The sequence below is a fragment of the Rubrobacter taiwanensis genome (genome assembly GCF_004337705.1).
Lineage (GTDB): Bacteria > Actinomycetota > Rubrobacteria > Rubrobacterales > Rubrobacteraceae > Rubrobacter_C > Rubrobacter_C taiwanensis.
This window is the reverse complement of record NZ_SKBU01000011.1, coordinates 41,606-61,929: the sequence shown is the minus strand read 5'-3', so window position 1 is coordinate 61,929 and position 20,324 is coordinate 41,606. Positions and strand designations below refer to the sequence as shown.

Annotated in this window: 22 protein-coding genes and 1 riboswitch; of the genes, 9 read left to right on the top strand and 13 right to left on the bottom strand. The window is 68.8% G+C overall.

Going from position 1 to position 20,324, the window contains the following annotated elements:
- Positions 1–4: 4 nt before the first annotated feature.
- The 3 genes from E0L93_RS05665 to E0L93_RS05655 form a co-directional block, all read right to left on the bottom strand.
- Positions 5–1,312 (bottom strand): homocysteine synthase, encoded by a 1,308-nt coding sequence (locus tag E0L93_RS05665; RefSeq protein ID WP_132689685.1) that lies wholly within the window; start codon positions 1,310–1,312, stop codon positions 5–7.
- 16 nt (positions 1,313–1,328) lie between these two features.
- A complete protein-coding gene (metX, locus tag E0L93_RS05660) occupies positions 1,329–2,462 on the bottom strand; it encodes a homoserine O-acetyltransferase MetX (RefSeq protein ID WP_132689682.1) in 1,134 nt (377 codons plus the stop codon).
- A gap of 106 nt (positions 2,463–2,568) precedes the next feature.
- Positions 2,569–2,676, bottom strand: a riboswitch (SAM riboswitch).
- 71 nt (positions 2,677–2,747) lie between these two features.
- Positions 2,748–3,464, bottom strand: a complete 717-nt coding sequence (locus tag E0L93_RS05655; protein WP_132689679.1) for a sulfite exporter TauE/SafE family protein — start codon at positions 3,462–3,464, stop codon at positions 2,748–2,750.
- Between the two features lie 271 nt (positions 3,465–3,735).
- On the opposite strand from E0L93_RS05655, the gene E0L93_RS05650 reads away from it, so the two are divergent.
- Genes E0L93_RS05650 through E0L93_RS05635 form a run of 4 tightly spaced genes read left to right on the top strand, consistent with a single transcriptional unit; the run spans position 3,736 to position 8,521 of the window.
- Entirely contained in the window at positions 3,736–4,152 is a 417-nt protein-coding gene (locus tag E0L93_RS05650; RefSeq protein ID WP_132689677.1) for a response regulator, read from the top strand.
- A 46-nt stretch (positions 4,153–4,198) separates the two neighbouring features.
- Entirely contained in the window at positions 4,199–5,950 is a 1,752-nt protein-coding gene (locus tag E0L93_RS05645; protein WP_132689674.1) for a sensor histidine kinase, read from the top strand.
- A complete protein-coding gene (locus E0L93_RS05640) occupies positions 5,926–7,863 on the top strand; it encodes a PAS domain S-box protein (RefSeq protein ID WP_132689672.1) in 1,938 nt (645 codons plus the stop codon). Before E0L93_RS05645 ends, E0L93_RS05640 begins: the two co-directional genes overlap by 25 nt.
- Entirely contained in the window at positions 7,856–8,521 is a 666-nt protein-coding gene (locus E0L93_RS05635; protein WP_132689669.1) for a response regulator transcription factor, read from the top strand. Before E0L93_RS05640 ends, E0L93_RS05635 begins: the two co-directional genes overlap by 8 nt.
- Here the strand turns inward: E0L93_RS05635 and serS are convergent.
- From serS to E0L93_RS05610, 5 genes are read right to left on the bottom strand one after another with little or no spacing between them, the layout of a single operon-like run.
- Positions 8,499–9,785 (bottom strand): serine--tRNA ligase, encoded by a 1,287-nt coding sequence (serS, locus tag E0L93_RS05630; RefSeq protein ID WP_132689667.1) that lies wholly within the window; start codon positions 9,783–9,785, stop codon positions 8,499–8,501. The genes E0L93_RS05635 and serS overlap by 23 nt on opposite strands.
- A 56-nt stretch (positions 9,786–9,841) precedes the next feature.
- A complete protein-coding gene (locus E0L93_RS05625; protein WP_132689664.1) occupies positions 9,842–10,360 on the bottom strand; it encodes an isoprenylcysteine carboxyl methyltransferase family protein in 519 nt (172 codons plus the stop codon).
- On the bottom strand, positions 10,354–11,403 hold the full coding sequence (locus tag E0L93_RS05620) for a type III polyketide synthase (RefSeq protein ID WP_132689662.1): 1,050 nt from the start codon (positions 11,401–11,403) through the stop codon (positions 10,354–10,356). The genes E0L93_RS05625 and E0L93_RS05620 overlap by 7 nt, the downstream gene beginning before the upstream one ends.
- A 2-nt stretch (positions 11,404–11,405) precedes the next feature.
- Positions 11,406–12,215, bottom strand: coding sequence for a nitroreductase family protein (locus E0L93_RS05615; RefSeq protein ID WP_132689659.1), 810 nt, complete (start codon positions 12,213–12,215; stop codon positions 11,406–11,408).
- Position 12,216: 1 nt separating this feature from the next.
- Positions 12,217–12,540 carry a hypothetical protein gene (locus E0L93_RS05610; RefSeq protein WP_132689657.1) on the bottom strand — a complete coding sequence of 108 codons (324 nt, stop codon included), beginning with the start codon at positions 12,538–12,540 and terminating at the stop codon, positions 12,217–12,219.
- 104 nt (positions 12,541–12,644) lie between these two features.
- On the opposite strand from E0L93_RS05610, the gene E0L93_RS05605 reads away from it, so the two are divergent.
- Genes E0L93_RS05605 through E0L93_RS05590 form a run of 4 tightly spaced genes read left to right on the top strand, consistent with a single transcriptional unit; the run spans position 12,645 to position 15,907 of the window.
- Positions 12,645–13,898, top strand: coding sequence for a beta-ketoacyl-[acyl-carrier-protein] synthase family protein (locus tag E0L93_RS05605; protein WP_243638124.1), 1,254 nt, complete (start codon positions 12,645–12,647; stop codon positions 13,896–13,898).
- A 4-nt stretch (positions 13,899–13,902) separates the two neighbouring features.
- On the top strand, positions 13,903–14,520 hold the full coding sequence (locus E0L93_RS05600) for a DJ-1/PfpI family protein (protein ID WP_132689654.1): 618 nt from the start codon (positions 13,903–13,905) through the stop codon (positions 14,518–14,520).
- The gene (larE, locus tag E0L93_RS05595; protein WP_132689651.1) at positions 14,507–15,346 is read left to right on the top strand and encodes an ATP-dependent sacrificial sulfur transferase LarE; all 840 of its coding nucleotides are present in this window, start codon (positions 14,507–14,509) and stop codon (positions 15,344–15,346) included. Before E0L93_RS05600 ends, larE begins: the two co-directional genes overlap by 14 nt.
- A 3-nt stretch (positions 15,347–15,349) precedes the next feature.
- On the top strand, positions 15,350–15,907 hold the full coding sequence (locus E0L93_RS05590; protein ID WP_132689649.1) for a DUF456 family protein: 558 nt from the start codon (positions 15,350–15,352) through the stop codon (positions 15,905–15,907).
- A gap of 25 nt (positions 15,908–15,932) precedes the next feature.
- Here the strand turns inward: E0L93_RS05590 and E0L93_RS05585 are convergent, their stop codons facing one another.
- On the bottom strand, positions 15,933–16,796 hold the full coding sequence (locus E0L93_RS05585; protein WP_132689647.1) for a PAC2 family protein: 864 nt from the start codon (positions 16,794–16,796) through the stop codon (positions 15,933–15,935).
- A gap of 57 nt (positions 16,797–16,853) precedes the next feature.
- Here E0L93_RS05585 and E0L93_RS05580 point away from each other — a divergent pair, with 57 nt between their 5' ends.
- Entirely contained in the window at positions 16,854–17,180 is a 327-nt protein-coding gene (locus E0L93_RS05580) for a DUF1499 domain-containing protein (RefSeq protein ID WP_132689644.1), read from the top strand.
- 4 nt (positions 17,181–17,184) lie between these two features.
- Here the strand turns inward: E0L93_RS05580 and E0L93_RS05575 are convergent, their stop codons facing one another.
- Genes E0L93_RS05575 through E0L93_RS05560 form a run of 4 tightly spaced genes read right to left on the bottom strand, consistent with a single transcriptional unit; the run spans position 17,185 to position 20,278 of the window.
- On the bottom strand, positions 17,185–18,126 hold the full coding sequence (locus E0L93_RS05575) for a class I SAM-dependent methyltransferase (RefSeq protein WP_132689642.1): 942 nt from the start codon (positions 18,124–18,126) through the stop codon (positions 17,185–17,187).
- A gap of 33 nt (positions 18,127–18,159) precedes the next feature.
- Complete coding sequence (locus tag E0L93_RS05570) at positions 18,160–19,140, bottom strand: asparaginase (RefSeq protein ID WP_207890346.1); 981 nt, start codon at positions 19,138–19,140, stop codon at positions 18,160–18,162.
- Positions 19,137–19,448 carry a hypothetical protein gene (locus E0L93_RS05565; protein ID WP_132689640.1) on the bottom strand — a complete coding sequence of 104 codons (312 nt, stop codon included), beginning with the start codon at positions 19,446–19,448 and terminating at the stop codon, positions 19,137–19,139. Before E0L93_RS05565 ends, E0L93_RS05570 begins: the two co-directional genes overlap by 4 nt.
- Entirely contained in the window at positions 19,445–20,278 is an 834-nt protein-coding gene (locus E0L93_RS05560) for an amidohydrolase family protein (RefSeq protein WP_132689637.1), read from the bottom strand. The genes E0L93_RS05565 and E0L93_RS05560 overlap by 4 nt, the downstream gene beginning before the upstream one ends.
- Positions 20,279–20,324: the final 46 nt, after the last annotated feature.

Below are 20,324 nucleotides of genomic sequence, written 5' to 3'. Positions count from 1 at the left end.
CTAATCACGCTCCATTCAGTGCCTGGTCGAGGTCCTCCAGAATGTCGTCGATGCTCTCCAGCCCGACGGAGAGCCGGATGTAGTCGTCGGTCACGCCGGTAGCTCGCTGCTCCTCGGGGGAGAGCTGCTGATGGGTGGTCGAGGCCGGGTGGATCACGAGGCTCTTCGCGTCGCCCACGTTGGCCAGCAGGCTGTGCAGCTTAAGCCGGTCGATAAAGCGCTTGCCGGCCTCAAGCCCCCCGTCTATGCCGAAGCCGAGGATGGCGCCGTACATGCCGTCCCGGTGGTACCTGCGAGCGAGCTCGTGGGTCGGGTGATCCTCGAGGCCGGGGTAGTTCACCCAGTTGACCTTCGGGTGCTGCTTCAGGAATCGGGCAACGGCCATGGCGTTCTGTGAGTGCCGCTCCATGCGCAGAGGCAGCGTCTCAAGCCCCTGCAGGAAGAGGAAGCTGTTGAACGGCGAGAGGGCCGGTCCGTAGTCGCGCAGGAGCTGCACCCGGGCCTTCAGGATGTAGGCGAGCTCGCCCAGCGCCTCGTAGAACTTCAGCCCATGGTACGAGGGGTCGGGCTCGGTGAAGTCCGGGAAGTTGCCGTTGTCCCACGGGAACTTCCCGCCGTCCACGATTACGCCGCCGATGCTGGTCCCATGCCCCCCGATGAACTTCGTCGCCGAGTGCACGACGATGTCCGCGCCGTGCTGAAGCGGCCGGACGAGGTAGGGTGAGGGGAGCGTGTTGTCCACGATCAGGGGTATGCCCGCTTCGTGCGCGATCCCGGCTACGGCCTCGATGTCCAGCGTGTTCAGGCTCGGGTTGCCCACGGTCTCGGCGAACAGGGCCTTGGTCCTGCCGGTGATCGCCTCCCGGAAGGCTTCCGGATTGGCGTCCTCCACGAACTTCACGTCTATCCCGATCTTGGGCAGCGTGTAGTGGAAGAGGTTGTAGGTGCCGCCGTAGAGCCCGGCGGAGGAGACGATCTCGTCCCCCGCCCCGGCGAGGTTCAGTATGGCCAGCGTCTCGGCCGCCTGCCCCGAAGCCGTGGCGAGAGCGCCCACTCCCCCCTCCAGGAGCGCCATCCGCTTCTCGAACACCTCGGTCGTCGGATTCATGATGCGGGTGTAGATGTTCCCCTCCTCGGCCAGCGAGAAGAGGCTGGCCGCATGTTCGGTGTCGCGGAAGACGTAGGAGGTGGACTGGTAGATGGGCACGGCCCGCGCCGTCGTGTGCGGGTCCACCTCCTGCCCCCCGTGCAACGCGAGGGTCTCTATCCCGTAATCGCGCTCTCCGGCCCTGCTCTCGGTGGTTTCGGTCACGGTGCTCCCTTCTTCTCTAAGCGCTCAAAAACGGCCCGAGAATGGACCGCATCTGGTCCCAATCCTTCAGGAACGAGTCGTGCCCGTTCATGGACTCGATCTCCGCGTACGCCGCGTCTGCTCCGGCCTCTTTCGCCTGCTCCGCCGCCGCCCGCACCTCGCTCGCCGGAAATAGCCAGTCGCTGGAGATACCGACGAAGAGCACCTCGGCCCGGATGCGGGAGTAGGCCTCCTCGTGCGAAGCGTAACCGGCCCCCACGTCGTAGAGGTCCATCGCCCGCGTGAGGTACAGATAGGAGTTGGCGTCGAAGCGGTTCACGAGATCCCGCCCCTGATAGTGCAGATAGCTCTCGATCTCGAACCGCCCCCCGAACTCCGGGTACAGGGCCGGCCGGGTGGCCGGCCGCCGCCCGAACCGCTCCCACTGGCCCGGCGCGCTCTGGTAGGTCATCATCCCGGCCATGCGCGCGATGGCGAGCCCGGCGTCCGGGCGGCGGCCCGTGCCGTAGTAGTCGCCGTACTGCCAGTCCGGGTCGGCCATGATGGCCCGGCGGCCGATCTCGCTCATCCCCAGCCCTTGCGGCCCTAAAGCGCCGTTCGCCGCCACGACCGCGGCCTTCCGTACGAAGTCCGGGAACTCCACCGCCCACTCCAGCGCTTGCTGCCCGCCGATCGAGCCACCCGCCACCGCAGCGAGCCGCCGCACGCCGAGCCGGTCGAGCAGCCGCTTCTGCGCCCGCACCATGTCCCGGATTGTGACAACCGGGAACCGCATGGCATAGGGGTAGCCCGTCTCCGGATCCTCAGAGGCCGGCCCCGTGCTGCCGGAGCAGCCGCCCAGAACGTTGGAGCAGATTACGAAGTATTTGTCCGTGTCTACGGGGCGTCCCGGCCCGATCATCGGGTCCCACCAACCGCCTCTCCGGTACTTCTCGTCGGGGGCACCGGCGGCGTGAGAGTCACCGGTCAGGGCGTGAACGATGAGAACGGCGTTCTCCTGTGTCTCATCCAGCTCGCCCCAGGTCTCGTAGGTGAGCGAAACCTCCGGCAGATAACCGCCGAGCTCGGGCTCGAAAGGCCCTATGGAGAGGGATTGTCTGCCCGGGTGGGCCGGAGATCTGCTAGCCCCGGCCCTCCGGTAGGGTGTCATACTCGGTAGTAATACAGCCTCCTTCGCTCGTCAGGTTTCCTACCTCACGCGCAACCCGCCGGGCAGAGGCTGCATGACACCGGGAGACCGGGCCTGCACGCGCTCCCCCACATCTTCCGGGACCTCGGGTCCCGCTGGAATTGGCACCTCGCGGTCCTGCCGCCGGTTGCCGCGGCTTCACTGGGCCAGTTCCCTCCACCGCTCTCGATGCGAGTCCGCGTTGATGGGGATGCTATACATTGCAACACTCCCCGTCAAGGGCTAATCTCCGGTTTCCGGCGGGATTCATCCGGTAAGCCCCGTGATCACCACCGCCGCGCCGGAGACGGCCGCGAAGGCGAGCACCGCCGGGCGCAGCCACCGGGCGTCGAGCCGGCGGGAGGCCCGGGCGCCGAGCCAGAGGCCCGCCAGGACGCCCGGCACCAGCTTCAGGGCCAGGACGAGATGTCCCGCCGTCACCTGACCCGCCAGCGCGAGCCCGGCGATGGACATCACGATGCCGAGCGCGAACGAGATGGCGAGCGTCGAGCGCAGCTCGGGACCGGAGCGGTTCTGGTAGATAAGCGCGAGCGGAGGTCCCCCGACGGCCGCGGCCGTTCCCATGACCCCGGACGCCACGCCTCCGGCGAAACGGGTGCCGTCCCGCAGCTCGAACTGCGGTCCCAGCAGGCTCATGACCACCGCGGCCAGTATGAACAGCCCGACGAGCGCGGTGAGCAGGCCGTTCGGAACGGCTGCGACGAGCCACACCCCGCCGGCCGTCCCCAGCACCCTCCCGCCCGTGATCAGGAAGAGCCCCCGGCGGTCCATCGAACTCCACTCCCGCAGGGCCATAAGCGAGGCCATCGGCAGCGCCACCAGCAGCACCACGACCGGCACCGCCCCCGGGTAGATGAGTGCCAGGACCGGCACTGCCACGAGCGAGAGCCCGAACCCGACGGAGCCCTGGATGAAGGCTCCTAAGGCCACGGCCAGAAGCGCACCCCCGAGCGCCCACGTCATATGCGCCTTTCACCGGAGAAGATCATCGGCCAGCAAAGGATAGCCCGGCCGGGCGGACGTTTCATCCCGCGCGCCGGGTGCCGGCTGAGACGGCAATCTCGGGAGATCTCGCCGAACCCTCTGGCGGCGCGCCCTCCGGCGGGATAGAGTTCAGGATGAGGGCGGGAGAGGGCGCCCCGGAGAACGAGCGAAGCGACGAGGGGGGCAGGGTGAGATCCTGGAGGAAGGGCGGCGGAGGCTGCAGCCTCCGCCTCACACCAGAAGAGGAGCGGTGCGGTTGAGCAAGACCATCCTGCTGATCGAGGACAATCCCGATGACGAGCTGCTTACCCTGCGCACGCTCAAAAGGAGCAACATCGCGAACGAGGTCATCGTGGCCCGCGACGGGGCCGAAGCGCTGGAGTACCTGTTCGGCGAGGGGGTGCGGGTCAGGCCCGAGCTCGTCCTGCTGGACCTCAAGCTGCCCAGGATAGACGGCCTTGAGGTGCTGCGGCGGCTGCGCGCCGACCGGCGCACGCACCTGCTGCCGGTAGTGATACTGACCTCCTCCAGAGAGCAGCAGGACATCGTGGACGGCTACGATCTGGGGGCCAACAGCTACATCCGCAAACCGGTGGACTTCGACCAGTTCTCAGAAGCGGTGCGCCAGCTCGGCCTCTACTGGCTGGTTCTGAACGAGGTCCCGTAGCGGGGAGGGATGGAGAGCGAGGAGCATCCGGGAACACCTGAGCCAGATGGCGGTGGCCTACGCGGTGCTGGCCGGAGCCCTGTTCCTGACCGGCGTGGCCTGGTACTACGTCAGTCAGAACGCGCGCACCCAGGAGCAGTCCCGCTTCGACGAGGCTGCGCAGCGGACGCTGCAGGCGGTGGACCGGCGCATGAACACCTACGTGGACGCCATGTTCGGCACACGCGGGCTCTTCGCCGCCAGCAGGAGCGTGGAGCGTGGGGAGTTCCGGGCGTACGTCAGGAGCCTGGACCTCCGGCGGCGCTATCCCGGCATCCAGGCCCTCGGGTACGCCCGGCGGGTGCCGGCCGGAGGGCTGGAGGCCCACGTCGAGAGCGTCCGCGAGGAGGGCTACGAGGGGTACGAGGTGCGCCCCGGCGGCCGCGGGGAATCCTTCCCCCTGGTGTACGTGGAGCCCGAAGACGCCGCCAACCGGAGCATGTTCCTGGGGAGGAACATGTACGCTGCGGGCGTGCACCGGGCGGCGATGGACCGGGCGCGGGACGTGAACCTGCCCCGCGCTTCGGGCAAGGTCGCGCCGGGGGGGCCCGCCGGGGGACCGGGGTTTATGATCTACCTCCCCGTCTACCGCAACGGCGCTCCGGTGAGCACCGTACCCGAGCGCCGGGAGGCGCTGCAGGGATACGTCGTGGCGGTCTTCCGGGCCCGGGAGCTGCTGGAGGACATCTTCATCCAGCAGGGCGACCCTTCAGTGGACTTCAAGGTCTACGACGGGGCCGAGTTCGGCGAGGAGTACCTGCTCTACGACCGGGGGTCCACCGCGGGCGCCGACGGAACCGGCCCCGCACCGCTCTTCTCCCAGACCTCAACCCTGCAGGTAGGAGGGAGGCTCTGGATCCTGCGCTTCTCCACGTTGCCCGGTTTCGGGACATCCCCGCAGGAGAACCTGCCCCGGCTGGTACTCTACAGCGGTCTGGCGCTCAGCCTCGTGCTCTTCGGCCTCACGGCGATGCTGGCCCGCAGCCGCACCCAGGCCGAGCGGGCCCGGAGCGAGCTGGAGGAGGCCAACCGGGAACTGGAGTCCTTCAGCTACACCGTCTCACACGATCTGCGGGCGCCGTTGCGCAGCATCAACGGCTTCTCGAGCATCCTGCAGGAAGACTACGCCGGGCGGTTGGACGAGGAGGGCAGGGACTACCTGCGCCGCGTGAGCGCCGCCAGCCAGAATATGGGCCGGCTCATAGACGCCCTGCTGGACTTCTCCCGCCTGAGGAACCGTAAGCTGCGCACCGAACGAGTAGATCTGAGCGGGATCGCCCGGAGTATCGCCGACGAGCTGGCGCGCCGCCGCCCCGAACGCCGGGTTGAGTTCGCCATCCAGCCCGGCGTAACGGCCCGGGGGGACCCCGATCTCCTCCGGGTGGCGCTCGAGAACCTGCTCGGCAACGCCTTCAAATTTACCGGCAAACAGGAGAGGGCAAGGATCGAGTTCGGCGTCGAGGACGCCGGCGGCGCTCCGATCTACTTCGTACGGGACAACGGTCCGGGCTTCGACATGGCCTATGCGGACAAGCTCTTCGGAGCTTTCCAGCGGCTGCACAAGACCGACGAGTTCGAGGGCACCGGGATAGGGCTCGCCACGGTCCGGCGCATCGTCGAGCGGCACGGGGGCGAGATCCGCGGCGTGGGCGCGGTCGGCCGGGGCGCCGCCTTCTACTTCACGCTCGACTTGGACAGGGAGAAGCCATCCAGAAGAAAGCAGAGGTTCCCGCGGTGGTTCAGAAGATCCGGGTCCTGATCGTCGAGGATTCCGAGGACGACACCCTCCTGCTGCTGCGCGAGCTGCGGCGTGGCGGGTACGCCCCCGAGCACCGGCGGGTGGAGACCGCCGGGGCGATGGAGGCGGCTCTTGAGGAGCGGGAGTGGGATATAGTCATCGCCGACCACTCGATGCCGGCCTTCTCCGCTCCGGAGGCGCTCCGGATACTGAAGCGGCGGGGGCTGGATCTGCCGTTCATCATACTCTCCGGATGCATCGGGGAGGACGTGGCCGTAGAAGCGATGAAGGCCGGGGCCCACGACTACATAGTAAAAGGAGATCTCGCCCGGCTGAACCCCGCCATCCAGCGCGAGCTGCGCGAAGCCGCCATGCGGCGCGAGCGGCGCCGGGCCGACGAGGAGCTGAAGGAGAGCGAGGAGCGCTACCGGACGGTGGTCGAGCAGACCACGGAGAGCATCTTTCTGGCTCACCCGCAGACAAGGCTCATCCTGGAGAGCAACCCGGCCTTCCAGCGGCTACTCGGCTACACCGCCGAGGAGCTGCGCTCCATGACGCTCGACGATATCATCGACCACAGTCCGGAGAGCATCCGTCAGAACATCCGCCGCATTCTGAAGCACCGGCGCTACAAGGTCGGCGAACGTCGCTACCGCTGCAAAGACGGCTCGCCGGTAGACGTGGAGGTGAGCGTGAGCGCGATCTCCTACCGGGGCGAGGAGCTGCTGTGCATCGTCGCTCACGACATAACCGAGCGCAAACGCGCCGAAGCGCGCCTCAGGCGCAGCCTGAACGTCCTGCTCGCCCTTTATGAGGCCGGCCACGTCCTCAGCTCCTCGCTCGACCGGCAGGAGATCGGGGCCGAGCTGCTCGGCATCATGCAACGCGTCTCCAGCCTCGCCGCAGCGGCGCTCCGGCTGCGCGAGGGCTCCTCCGGAGAGTTCCGGCTGTGGGAGAGCGTGGGGCCGGAAGAGGTACTCGTGGCCGCAAGCCGCACCCCAACCGGCTCCGAGGCCCGCCGCGCCGCTCTGGCGAGCGGACGGACGCAAACCTTCCGGCTGCCGGAAGCCGGAACGCCGCCGGCGGGGCTGTGCCTGCCGCTGCGGGTCCGGGACCGCGTCATTGGGCTGCTAGAGGCGTACGGGCCGGAGTCCCTGCTGGAGCGCGAGACCGTCGAGCTCCTCAGCAGCCTCACCAGCCAGGCCGGCAGTGCACTGGAGAACGCCCGTCTCTACGGCGAGCTGGCGGAGCATGAGCAGCAGCTCAAAGAGCTGGTGGGCAAGCTGCTCGTCGCTCAGGAGGAGGAGCGCCACCGGGTGGCCTACGACGTGCACGACGGGCTGGCGCAGATGCTCGCGGCCTCCTACCAGAACCTGCAGGCCTTCGCCATCAGCCACGCGCCCGGTACGCCCGAAGCCCGGCGAGAACTGGAGAGCATCCTCAATCTGCTGCGCTCCACCGTGCGCGAAGCGCGCCGGATCATAGCCGACCTGCGCCCCACGATGCTCGACGATTTCGGCCTCGGAGCCTCGGTGCGCCAGCAGGTGGAGGCGCTGCGGGCCGAGGGCTGGGAGGTGAGCTACGACGAGAACCTCGGAGATCTGCGGCTGCCGGTCGGAGTCGAGACAGCCCTCTTCCGCATCGTTCAGGAGGCGCTGACCAACGTCCGCAAGCACGCGGGCACCGACCGGGTCGACATACTGCTCCGGCGGGAAGGGGGCGAGATCCGGCTCGAAGTCCGCGACGGAGGATCGGGCTTCCCCCCGGAGAAGCTCCTCCCGGAAGCTCCGGGAGAGCGGATAGGGCTCTCCGGAATGCGCGAGCGTGCCTCCCTCATGGGCGGGAGGTTCGAGGTCCGCAGCAAGCCCGGCTCCGGCACCGCGATCCTCGTCACCATCCCGGAATCCCGGGTTCTGGAGGGCGGCCGTGACTGAGACCGGCCGGGTATACCGGCTCATCATCGCCGACGACCACGAGCTCGTCCGCACCGGGCTGAGGAACCTGCTGGCGCCGGAACCCGACCTGGAGGTCGTGGGAGAAGCCAGAGACGGACAGGAAGCCCTGGAGCTCTGCCGGGAGCTGGAGCCGGATCTGGTCCTGATGGACGTGCGCATGCCGCGGATGGACGGGCTTGAGGCCACCCGCCGTATCAAGCGGGAGAACCCGCGGGTGAGCGTGATGATGGTCACCATGCACGAGAGCGAGAGCTACCTGCTCGAAGCCGTGCGGGCCGGAGCTGCGGGATATGTGCTTAAGGACACGCCGCGGCAGAGCCTGGTCAACGCCATAGCCCGCGTTCTGCGCGGCGAGTCGCCTCTGAACCAGGAGCTGGCCATGCATCTCATCCGGCGCCTCGCGGAGGAAGGTCCGCGCTCATCGCAGCCGCCCCCGTTCTCCGGGTGGGAGCTGGAGGTGCTCCGGCTGCTCAGCCAGGGATACACCAACCGCGAGATTGCGGACATCCTCGCCATCAGCGTGGGGACGGCAAAGGTGCACATACACAACATAATCTGCAAGCTGGGCGTCTCCGACCGTACCCAGGCCGCCGTCCGGGCCGCGGAGCTGGGGCTCATCCCGCCCGCCCGCGAGTGAGGGGCTCTACGACCTCCTTGCCGACGTAGGGGACGAGCCGCTCCGGGAGGCGCACCGTGCCGTCGGATCGCTGGTAGTTCTCCAGAAGGGCGACCATCGCGCGGCTCACGGCCAGCGCCGTGCCGTTCAGCGTGTGCAGCAGGCGCGGCCGGCCGCCGTCCGGCCGGTAGCGGATCTGAAGCCTCCGGGCCTGGTAGTCGGTGGTGTTGGAGGTGGATGTGATCTCGCCGAAGCCGTCGCGGCCCGGCATCCAGGCCTCGAGATCGTACTTGCGGTAGGCGGCCCCGCCGAGGTCTCCGGTGCAGATGTCCACGACCCGGTAGGGGATCTCAAGCCCCCGGAAGATCTCCTCCTCGATGCCGACCATCTCCTCGTGCATCGCATCGGACCGCTCCGGGGCGGTGAAGGCGAACATCTCCACCTTGGTGAACTGGTGCACGCGGTAGAGCCCCCGGCTAGCCCGGCCGTGCGCCCCGGCTTCGGTGCGGAAGCAGTGCGAGATCCCGGCCAGCCGGATCGGGAGTTCGGACTCGTCCACGATCTCGCCCGCCAGCGTGCCCGCGAGCGTGATCTCGGCCGTGGCGATGAGCGAGAGGTCGGTGTTCTCGACGGAGTAGATCTGGGTCTCCGGCCCGCGCGGGATGAAGCCGGTCCCGATGAGCATCTCGTCCCGGGCCAGATCCGGTGTAATGGTGGGGTGGTAACCGTGCCGCATCACGACATCCAGCGCGTAGCGTACCAGCCCCAGCTCCAGCAGGACCGCGTCGCCGCGCAGGAAGTAGAACTTGCTCCCCGCCACCTTCGCCCCGGCGTCGAAGTCTATGATCCCCAAAGCCTCGCCCAGCTCCACATGATCTCTGGGCTCGAAGCCGAACTCGGGGATCTCGCCCCAGCGCCGGACCTCCACGTTCTCACTCTCGTCCCGGCCGACCGGTGCGTCCGGATGGGTCATGTTTGGGATCTCCAGCTGTTCTGCGCGCAGCCGGCCCTCGACCTCCTGCAGCTCCCGCTCCAGCTCCGGGATCTTCTCCTTCAGGGCGCGCGACTCGGTTATGAGACGCTCGCGGTTTTCGGGGTCTCTCTCCCGGCCGACCTGCTTGGCCAGCCGGTTCTGCTGCTGCCGCAGCTCGTTCAGCTCCTGGTGCAGCGCCGAACGCCGCCCGGCCAGCTCGACCACGAGGTCCACGTCCGCCTCCACCCCGCGGTTACGACAGTTCTCTTTGACGGCCTCGGTGTTCTCCTGGATGAACTTGAGATCGAGCATAGGTCATCTCCCGGTCGGTAAGATCTGCGCCGTGCGTGGCACTCATCCTAGTCGCTCTACCGGGGCTTCGCCAGCTCCGCGAGCGCCCGGTTCTCCTCGCGGATGCGCACCGCCAGCAGGGCTGCGTTCAGCAGCGAGAAGAGCACCGCCGTCACCCACGCGCCGAAGAACGCCGGGACGGTGAAGATCTCAACCACCACCGCCGCGTAGTTGGGATGCGGGAAGTAGCGGTACGGTCCCCGGCGAACGAGCCTCGCCCCCGGTACGACCAGGATCCTGGTGTTCCACATCGGTCCTAAAGAGTATATGGCCCAGTAGCGCAGCCCCTGCGCGGCCAGAAACAGCCCGAGCCACACCGGCCAGAGGACCGAGGGCTGCGGACCGCGCACGAGTCCCTCCACGAGGATCGCCGCCAGCCACAAGACGTGCAGCGCGACGAGTAGCGGGTAGTGTCCCCTCCCCCGCTCCACCGCGCCCCGGGCTCTCGCCCAACGCTCGTTGCGGCGGGCGATCCACAGCTCGAAGAGGCGCTGAAGGGCGATGAGCGCCACCGTGGCGACGAGCAGCGTCAGCATCGGAACAGGACGTGCTCGGAGGAGAAGCCCGGCCCGAAGGCGGAGAGGGAACCGACCTCCGCGCTGCCGGCCGGGTAGCTCTCCAGAAACCTCTCCAGCACGAAGAGCACCGACACGCTGGACATGTTGCCGCAGCGGCGCAGGACCTCCCGCGGCGCGCCGAGCGTCCCGGGTTCGAGCCCCACGGCTTCCTCAAAGGCCGAAAGCACCTTCGCCCCGCCGGGGTGCACCACGAACCGCCGGAGCTCCTCGAAGCGCACGCCCGCGCGCTCGCAGGCCTCCTCCAGGTTCTCCCGTACCCGGTCGCGCACTATCCGGGGCACGCTTTTGGCGAAGCGCACCTTCAGCCCGGTCTCGATCAGATCCCAACCCATAACGTCCTCGGAGTCCGGCCAGGTGGTGCTGTAACTGTCCAGCACCTCCGGTCCCGCCCCACGACCCAGCAGCACGGCGGCCGCCCCATCGGCGAAGAGGCTCGCAGCGACGAGGTTGCTCTTGGAGAGGTCGCCCCGCTGGAAGGTGAGGCCGCAGAGCTCGACCGCCACGAGCAGCGCCAGCTCCTCCGGGTACGCCCGCACGTAGTCGGCGGCGCGGGCGAGCCCGGCCGCCCCGCCGGCACACCCGAGCCCCCAGATCGGGACGCGCTTCGTGTGCCGCGAGAATCCGAGCCGGAAGAGCAGGCGCGAGTCCAGCGAGGGCGTGGCGATGCCGGTAGTGGAGACGAAGAACACGGCCCCCACATCCCGCGGCTCCGCCCCCACCCGGTCCAGCGCCCGCCGGACCGCCTTCTCCGAGAGCTCCAGGGCGTTGCGCACGTAGAGCTCGTTCTTCTCCGGGAAGGAGTGCTCCTCCCCGAACCACTCCAGAGGGACACAGAAGTGCCGCCGCTCGATCATGGTGTTGTCGAACAGCGGCAGCAGCCGGTCGATGTCCCGGTGCGCCTCGGCGAAGAGCCGCCGGGCGAACTCCCGGGCCTCGTCCTGGCGAATCACGTGCGGCGGGAGAGCGCCGGCGGCCGCGAGGATGCCCGGGCCGGAGGCCATCGCTAACCGGACTCCTGCCGGACGCCGATCCCGTCCCGCTCCGGGGTCCGGCAGGTGTTGCGGAAGACGTACTGCGAGATGCGCCGGCGCTGGCGGCTCGTCCAGTCTATGCTCGGCCGCCGCTGCCTCCGCGGTACGTAGCCCAGCCGGTAGACGGCCATGAGCTCCAGATCGTCCGGCACCTCCAGAAGCTCCACGATCCTGCGCCAGTTCTCCGGGATCTCCATCGGGGTGGAGATGAACTGGATGCCCATGCCCAGAGCCCCCGTCGCGAGCCAGACGTTCTCCATCGCCGCCCCCATGCCGAAAACGGAGTAGAAGGCGGAGAGCTCGCCGGGCCGGTACTCTTGCCTGTCCAGCATCACGGCCAGCAAAAGCGGAGATCCGGCCACCAGCCTGCGGTTGTCCTCCGCCAGCGTCCCGGGCACGCCGAGGCGGTTCATCATCGCCTGCCCGGTCTCGGAGAAGATGTGCCGGGTAAACGGCTTTAGCACCTTCGGGAGCTGATCTATAAAGATTCCGTCCCGCTTCTCCTCCATCTCCTCCTCCGAGAAGCGGAAGTACGGGCGGTAGCGCTTCCAGAAGGTCCCCTCCTCCATCAGGCGGCGCATGCTCTCGCCGCTGATGTCCGCTATGCGCTCTATGATCTCGCGGTCGTCTATGAGGATGAAGCGCCAGGGCTGACTGTTGAAGTGCGAAGGAGCCATCGCAGCAACCTCGACCAGGAGGCGCTGGTGCTCCTCGCTCACCGGGTCCGGCAGGAACGGTCCGTTGGTCGTCCTCCTGTTCCGCATCGCCTCGAAGAGATCCAAGCTACAACCCCTCCCGGAGAGTCATCGCCAAGCCCAGCACATAGAACGCAAGGGCGCAGCCCGCCAGCCCCGCATGCCCCGCCGTCCCGGCCCGCACGCGCGGCAGCACGGCGAAGAGCGCGAGTACCGGCACCAGCGCCCAGCGGTAGGGCAGCTGCCAGAGAAAGCCGAAGAACACTGCGAGCGCCGCGAAGGCGAACACCAGGAAGAAGAGCGCGTGGTGCAGCCAGCGGAAGCGCTCGGTGTCCACCCAGCGGAGCTGCACGGCCACGCCCAAAGCGAAGTTGACCACAAACAACGCCACAGCCGCGTGGAAGAAGATCATAACATCTCCCCTTGCGCCATTACGAAAGGGTAGCACAAGATCTCAAGAAGGAGCTTATCAGTAATGTTAAGATTCACAGCGGCAAGTCGTTGCAGGAACCTCAGGTGGAGGAGAAGATGGAGAACGGCCGCCCGGCGGCTTACATCACCGGTATCGGGCTGGCGACCCCCATCGGGACGGGTCGCGAGAAGTTCTGGAGCTCGCTGCTCGCGAACGAGAGCGGTGTGGGCAGGATCTCGCTCTTCGATCCCGAGGGCTTCGAGGTGCAGATAGCCGCCGAGTGCACGGACTTCGATCCGAAGGAGTACATGGACCGCAAGCTCGTCCAGCGCACCGACCGCTTCACTCATCTGGCCTACGCCTCGGCGAAGCTCGCGCTAGAGGACGCGCAGGCGCTAGAAGAGCTGGAGAACAACCCGGAGCGGGTCGGGCTTGTAATGGGCACCGGCATCGGCGGCGTCATGAGCATGCACGACACCCAGGGCGTGATGGACCGCCGGGGCGTAAACCGAGTCAACCCCTTCTCGGTCACCAAGATCATGCCCAACGCCTCCGCCGCGCACCTTGGGATCCAGCTCAGCGTACAGGGGCCGTCCATGACCCCGGTTCTGGCATGCAGCTGCGGCACGGACACGATGGGCATGGGGCTGGATCTGATCCGGCGGGGCGATGCGGACGTGGTGATCTGCGGCGCGTCTGAGGCCACGATCACCCCCGTCATCGTGGCGGGGTTCATAACCATGCGCGCCATGAGCCGCCGCAACGACGACCCCGAGGGGGCCTGCCGCCCCTACGACAGAGATCACTCGGGATTCGTGATCGGGGAAGGCGCCGCCGTCCTCATCCTGGAGAGCGCCGAGTCCGTCCGGCGGCGCGGCGCGGAGCCTTACGCGAAGCTGACCGGCATCGGCCGTACCACCGACGCCTACAACGTCGCCGATCCGGACCCCAAGGGCCGGGGCATCCGGCGGGCCATGGAGCTCGCCGTCGAGTCGGCGGGGATAGCGCCGGAGAAGATCGGGTACATCAACCCCCACGGCACCGGGACGGTCGCCGGCGACGGCCCGGAGTCCTGGGCGATGCACGCCATCAATCCGGAGGCGAAGGTCTCGGCCACCAAGTCCACGCTCGGGCACTCGCTCGGCGCGGTCGGTGCTATAGAGACGGCCATCTGCGCCCTCGCGCTCAAGCACCGCACGATCCCGCCCATGCGCAACCTGACCGAGCTGGCCGAGGACTGCGCTCCGCTGGACTACGTAGTGGATGAACCGCGCGAGGCTCCGGATCTCGAGGCCGCGCTCTGCGGCAACCTCGGGGTGGGCGGCCACAACGTGGCGGCCGTGCTGGAGCGCGCCTAGCGGCATGCGGGCGGGCATCCTACTCTTCGACGGATTCGACGAGCTCGACGCCATCGGCCCCTACGAGGTCCTTCAGAACGCCGCCCGTTTCGGCGCGGACCTGGAGGTCCGGCTCGTGACGCTGCACCCGCAGGAGGAGGTGGTCGCCTCCCACGGCCTGCGCGTGCGGCCGGACGGTGTGCTGGAGGACGGCGTAGACCTTCTCATCGTCCCCGGGGGCGGCTGGAGCACGCGGGCCGAGCGGAGTGTGCGCGCGGAGGCGGAGCGGGGCGAGCTGCCGGAAGCCATCGCCAAGCGCCACAGCGCCGGGGCAACCGTGGCGGCGGTCTGTACCGGGGCGATGCTGCTCTCAGCGGCGGGCATAACCGCTGGTCTGCCGGCGGTCACCCACCGCAGCGCGGTGGAGGACCTGAGCCGCAGTGGGGCCGAGGTGATCGAGGCCGCCCGCGTCGTGGACGCCGGAGACGTTCTCACCGCGGGCGGAGTAACGTCCGGGCTAGACCTGGCGCTCTACATCGTGGAGCGCGAGTGGAGCGCGCAGCTGGCGAATAGAATAGAGCGGGAGATGGAATACGAGCGTCGCGGCGAGGTCTACCGCCAGGAGGGACATGAGCAGAGCTGAAGAGAACCTGAAGCGGCTTGAGGAGATCGTCGGCCGGTACGAGAGCGCGCTGGTAGCCTTCAGCGGAGGGGTGGACTCCTCGCTGGCGCTGGCCGCCGCCGTTCGTACCCTAGGCCCGGAGAGAGTCCTGGCCGTCACCTCCGACAACGAAACATACCTGCCCTCGGAGCTGGAGCCCGCCCGCGAGTTCGCGGAGTCCCTGGGCGTCGAGCACCTGATCGTGGAGACCCGCGAGCTGGATAACCCCGACTACGCCAGAAACCCCGCAAACCGCTGCTACTTCTGCAAGAGCACGCTCTACTCGGACCTGGCGCGGCTGGCCGCCGAGCGCGGCTACGCCTGCGTGATAGACGGTGCGAACGCCGACGACGAGGGCGACTACCGGCCCGGCCGCCAAGCCGCCCGGGAACTGGGGGTCGTCTCGCCCCTCTCGGAAGCGGGACTGAGCAAGGAGGAGGTTCGGGAGCTCGCGCGCCATCTGGGGCTCCCGACGTGGGACAAGCCGGCTCTGGCGTGCCTCTCCAGCCGGTTCCCGTACGGGCAAAAGATCACGCCGGAGAAGCTGCAACAGGTCGCCCGGGCGGAGGAATACCTGCGCTCGCGCGGCTTCCGGCAGGTGCGGGTGCGGCACCACGGCGAGATCGCGCGCCTGGAAGTCGGAGATGACGAGCTGGAACGGGCGTTCGCCGAGCGGAAGGAGATAGTCGCCGGGCTCCGGGACGCGGGCTTCCTGTATGTGGCGCTGGACCTCGCCGGCTACCGCAGCGGCAGCCTCAACGCGGCGCTGAAGAAGCGGGGCAAGCGGACGCTGCCCGTGCTGGGATAGCCGGTGGAGATCCCGGACGGCCTGCTGCTGGGCATTACCCTCGCCGTGATGGCCCTCGGGGTACTGGGGAGCATCCTGCCGGTCTTCCCCGGCGGGCCGGTCATCTTCATCGCGGCCCTGGTCTACGGTTACCTCACGGGCTTCGAGCAGGTCGGAGCGGTAGCGCTGACGATCATCGGCGGGCTCACCCTGCTCTCCTTCGCCGCCGACCTCTGGGGCACAGCGTACGGCACGCGCCGGGGCGGAGCGAGCTGGGCCGGCACGCTGGGCGGCACGGTCGGGGGCATCGTCGGCACGGTGGCCGGCTTCCTCTTCCTCGGCATCGGCGCGATAGCCGGCCTGCTGCTGGGCACGCTCGCCGGGATCTTCATCGGGGAGCACCTGCGGCGGGAGAGGCTCCGGGAGGGTTCGGAGGAGAACCCGCTGGACCCGCGGGAGCGGTGGCGGAGGACCCGGCGGGCGGCGGGCGGAGCCTTCGCCGGGTGGCTCATCTCGCTCGCCGCCAAGTTCGCGCTCGCGCTCGCCAGCGTGGCCGTGTTCGTGTTGACGCTCGCCTTTTAGAACGGCGCGCCGGCACAGCCGGCAGCTACTCTTCGCGCTCCTCGCGCAGGAAGTTCTCCAGCTCGGCGGCGAGCTGGTCGCCGGTAGGCAGTTCTATGCCGCCCTGCTCCACCTGCGAGTCGTAGCGCTCTTCCAGCATCTGCACGTAGGAGACGAGGTTCTCGTCCTGTGCCACCACGGCCGAGACCTGCCGCTCGTACTCCCGGGCGCTCTTCTGCAGGGCTGCCGTGTCCACGCGGATGTCCAGCAACTTCGAGAGCGCCCCCAGCAGGGCGAGCGCGGCGGGCGAGCTGGGCATCGAGGGCAGGTAGTGCGGCACCGAGGCCCAGAAGCTGACCGAGGGGAGTCCGGCGTCCGCGCAGTGGCGGTGCAGGACACCCACGATGCCGGTCGGCCCCTCGTAGCGGGACGAGGAGAGGCCGAGCTTCCGGATCAGCTCCGGGTCCTGAGAGTTGGCCGCGACCGAGACGGGCCGGGAGTGCGGCACGTCGGCCAGCAGCGCTCCGAGGGTTACCACCAGCTCCACGTCCAGCTTCCGGGCGAGACGGGTTACCGCCTCGCAGAAGACACGCCAGCGGAGGTTCGGCTCCGGGCCGGAGAGCAGAACCAGTTCCCGATCCCCGGAGGCGGCCAGGAAGTAGTTCTCCGGCCACTCCACCTGCCTGGTGTAGCCGTCCACCAGCCGCACCTGCGGCCGCGTGGCCTGGAAGTCGAAGAACTCCTCTGGGTCGAAGGCCGCAAACCTGCGGGCGTCCCACTGCTCGGTTATCGTTCCGGTGGCGAGGGTGGCAGCTTCCGCCGCGTCGTTCCAGCCCTGAAAGGCGGCGACGAGCACGGGCCGCTCCAGCTCCGGCGTCCACTCCAGCTTTATGTACCCGTTGTCGTTCATGCTTCTAGGTTATCATGCCGGGGAATCCCCCAGATACCCGGATATATAATCTGGTCCATGCGCAGGAGGCTGCGGAAGCTGCACTCGGCACATACCGAGAGGCTCTACCGCCACCCGCCGCACGAGGTGCTCCGGGCGGCGGAGAAGGCGGTGCGGGAGCTTCCCCGCTGGTCCCTGCAGGTCTCGGGCGCCGGCGGGATCCGGGCTACCCGCAGGACGCGCGTCTTCCGCTTCGTGGACGAGGTCCGGATCCGGGTAGAGGAGCATCCGGCGGGGAGCTACCTTACGGCCGGGAGCGAGTCGCGGGTGGGTTTCTGGGACCTGGGCCAGAACCGCCGCAACCTGCGGGAGCTGCTGCGACGCCTGGACCGGGAGCTGCCATGACCCCCTAGGCCCTCCGGGCGAAGATGAGGTGTGCCTCCCCCGCCGGGGCCTGCGCAAGCTCGAAGCCCTCGAAGCCGGCCTCCTCCAGCCAGCTCCGGTACTCTTCCGCCGAGTACGTGCCGCCGGACCGTGTGTGCACGAGCATGTTCACCGCGAACATAGCCGCCCCCCGGCTCACCCCGCGCACGAAGTCCCGGATGCAGATCACGCCGCCCGGCACGAGCACCCCCCGGACCCGCCGGAAGAGCGCCCGGTTCTCCGCCGGTCCGTAGATGTGGGAGACGTTCCCCAGGTAGGCGGCCTCGAACGGCCCTTCGGGCAGGGACTCGTTGAAGTCCCCGCCCGCACCCCGCACCCCGGCGGCCTCCAGGTACTCGCGCATCAACTCCACGACCTCCGGGAGATCCAGCACCGTCACCTCCGCACCCCGGCGGGCGAAAGCCTCCGCATACGTCCCCGGCCCGCCACCGACGTCGAGTATCCGGGGGTTCTCCGGCAGCCGGGAGCAGAGCTCCCATGCAACCGCCCCGGCCCCCTCCTTAGCCCTCCGGCGCATGGCGAAGATGAAAGCGTCCAGGTCTTCTTCCTCCCGCGCGGCGTTGTCCCGCACGGGCTCGCCGCTGCGCAGAACCTCCGGCATGCGGCTCCAGTTCCGGATCATACCGAAGCGGTGCACCACGCTCCCGCCGGCGTATTCCGGGTGCCGGCGGTCCAGGAGCGGCCCCCGGTGCTCCTCGCGCAGCCGGAACCGCCCCTCTTCCTCGTCCAGGATCTCCATCTCGGCCAGCGCCCCGAGGAGCGTGCGCACCGCCCGGACGTCCATCCCGAGCGCGCCCGCGACCTCCTCCGGGGCCCGGGGCTCTCCGGAGAGAGCCTCCAGCACCCCCTCCTGCCGGGCGCAGCCGAGCACTACGGCCTCCTGCCAGCCGAGCTCCGCATAGTCCATGGGCGGGATTGTATACCCGGGCCACCGGGCGGGCTAGAAGAGGATCTCCAGAGCTCCCACCACCTCGCCGCTGCGGTTGGTTATACCGGGTGAGAGGGCTCCGGTACGGGGCAGCTTCACGCCCATCTCCGCGAGCGCCGCGGCGGCCGCCGGACCCGCGGCCCGCCCCGCGCCGTCGGAGACCTTGACCGCCAGCCCCCATCCCTCCGGGCTTCCGACCGCGAGCACGCCCTCCGCCCCACCCTTGGAGATGAGATCGGCAGCCCGCATGACCTCCGTATCCAGCCGGCCGGTCCCGGCGACCATGAACGGATGGGCCCGCATCGCCGCGCGCACCCGCGCAGCGGCCTCCGCGAGATCTTCCGGCAGCCCATTCCCGGTCGCCAGTCTGGCGAACCCGGCGGCCAGTCCTCTCAGGGGCAAGGCGAAGACCGGGACGCCGCAGCCGTCCACGCCGATCCGGACCTCTTCCGGCTTTGCGCCGCAGCAGCGGGCCACGGTCCTCAGCACGAGGCGCTGCAGGGGATGGTCCGGGCTGCGGTAGCTTCCCACGTCCCAGCCGTTGTGCACGCAGGCCAGCAGCATCCCGGCGTGCTTGCCGGAGCAATTGTCGTGGACGGCGGAGGGCTCCCCGCCGGAGCGGAACAGATCCCGCGCAGAGGGAGCGTGCAGCGGCGGGTGGCCGCCGCACCGGAGGTGCCGCTCGCTCAGCCCGGCCTTCTTGAGGATGGAGCGCACGGCGGCAACATGCCGCGGCTCGCCGCCGTGCGAGGCGCAGGTGACGGCCAGCTCCTCGCCGGTGAGGGCGTACGCGCCGGCCGCGCCGGTGAAGACGGTGGGGAGGGCCTGTATCGGCTTGGCCGCAGAGCGGAGACAGACGTAGCCGTCCGGATCTCCGGCAAAGCGCAGCACCTCTCCTGCCGCATCCGCGACGACCAGCCGCCCGCGGTGGACGCTCTCGAGGATCTCGCCGCGCCGGACCGCGGCGAGCGGCACGTCCTCCGGCGGCTTCAACGCCGCTCCCCGGCCAGCTCTATGATCCTGAGCGAGCAGAGATCGGCCGCGACCCGCATCCGGGCCATCGCCGGCGCGAAGTCCCCGGCCCGGTAGAACTCGCGCGCCTCGGCCAGAAGCTCCCGGACCTTCCCCAGTGTCTCCTCCTCGGCGCCGCCGGGCAGCGTCTCGCCGGCGCAGGCCTGCGCCATCCCGAGCGTCCGGTGCGCGCGCCCCGAGGAGGCCCACATGGAGATGATGGCCATGTCGAGGTAGCGGCACAGCCGCAGCAGATGTCCGGTCCTGAGCCGGGCGGAGACCCCGCTCACCCGAGCCACCTCCCGATGTTCCCGCAGAGCACGCCGGAGATCTCCGCGTCCGAGAGCCCGGCGGCCCGGGCCGCCGCGAGCGTCGAGTGCAGCGTCGAGGGGAGGTCGCCGTAGGGTATGTCCGAGCCGTAGCAGACCTTCTCCGGGGAGATCACGTTAAAAAGAACGTACAGGTCGTGGGCGCTGACAACGGATGTCTCGAAGATCACGCTCGGCACATCCCCGAAAGCCCGCGCGGCCTCGACCAGCTCGACCATCGCCGCATGTCCGATGATGAGCCGCAGGTCCGGCGCGCGCTCGAAGGCACGCCGGAGCGGCTCTACGACCCGTTCCATCGCGAATCCGGCATGTATGAGGACCGGCAGCTGCGCCTCTGCCGCCAGCTCGAAGAGGCGCAGCACCGGAGGGTCGTCCAGCTCGAAGTCCTGAGAGACCGGGTGCAGCTTGAGCCCGGCGAAGCCCCGCTCCACGCAGCGCTCGAACTCCTTCTCGTACGGGTAGTGCGGGTTCAGGCGGAAGAAGGGCACGAAGAACTCCGGGTGCCTCTCGTAGGCGTCCCAGACGACGTCGTTGGGTTCGGAGAAGTCTTCTCTGGCGTTCGGGTCGTTGAGCGGGAAGACGATGCTGCGCTCCACCCCGGCCGCCCGCATCCGGCTCCGCATCCCGTCGGCGGTCATCCGCCGCCCGTCCACATCCACCCCGATGTGGGCGTGGGCGTCGAAGATCCGGGTACCAGCCGGGATTTGGGAGCGAGTCCACTCCCAGATCCCGGCCATCGCGCCCGAGGTGAGCACCTCCACGCTCTGCTCCGCCTCTGTAGCCAACCTCATCCCCTCTCTTCTTCCACGAACCTGCGGGCATGGTAACCCGGCAGAC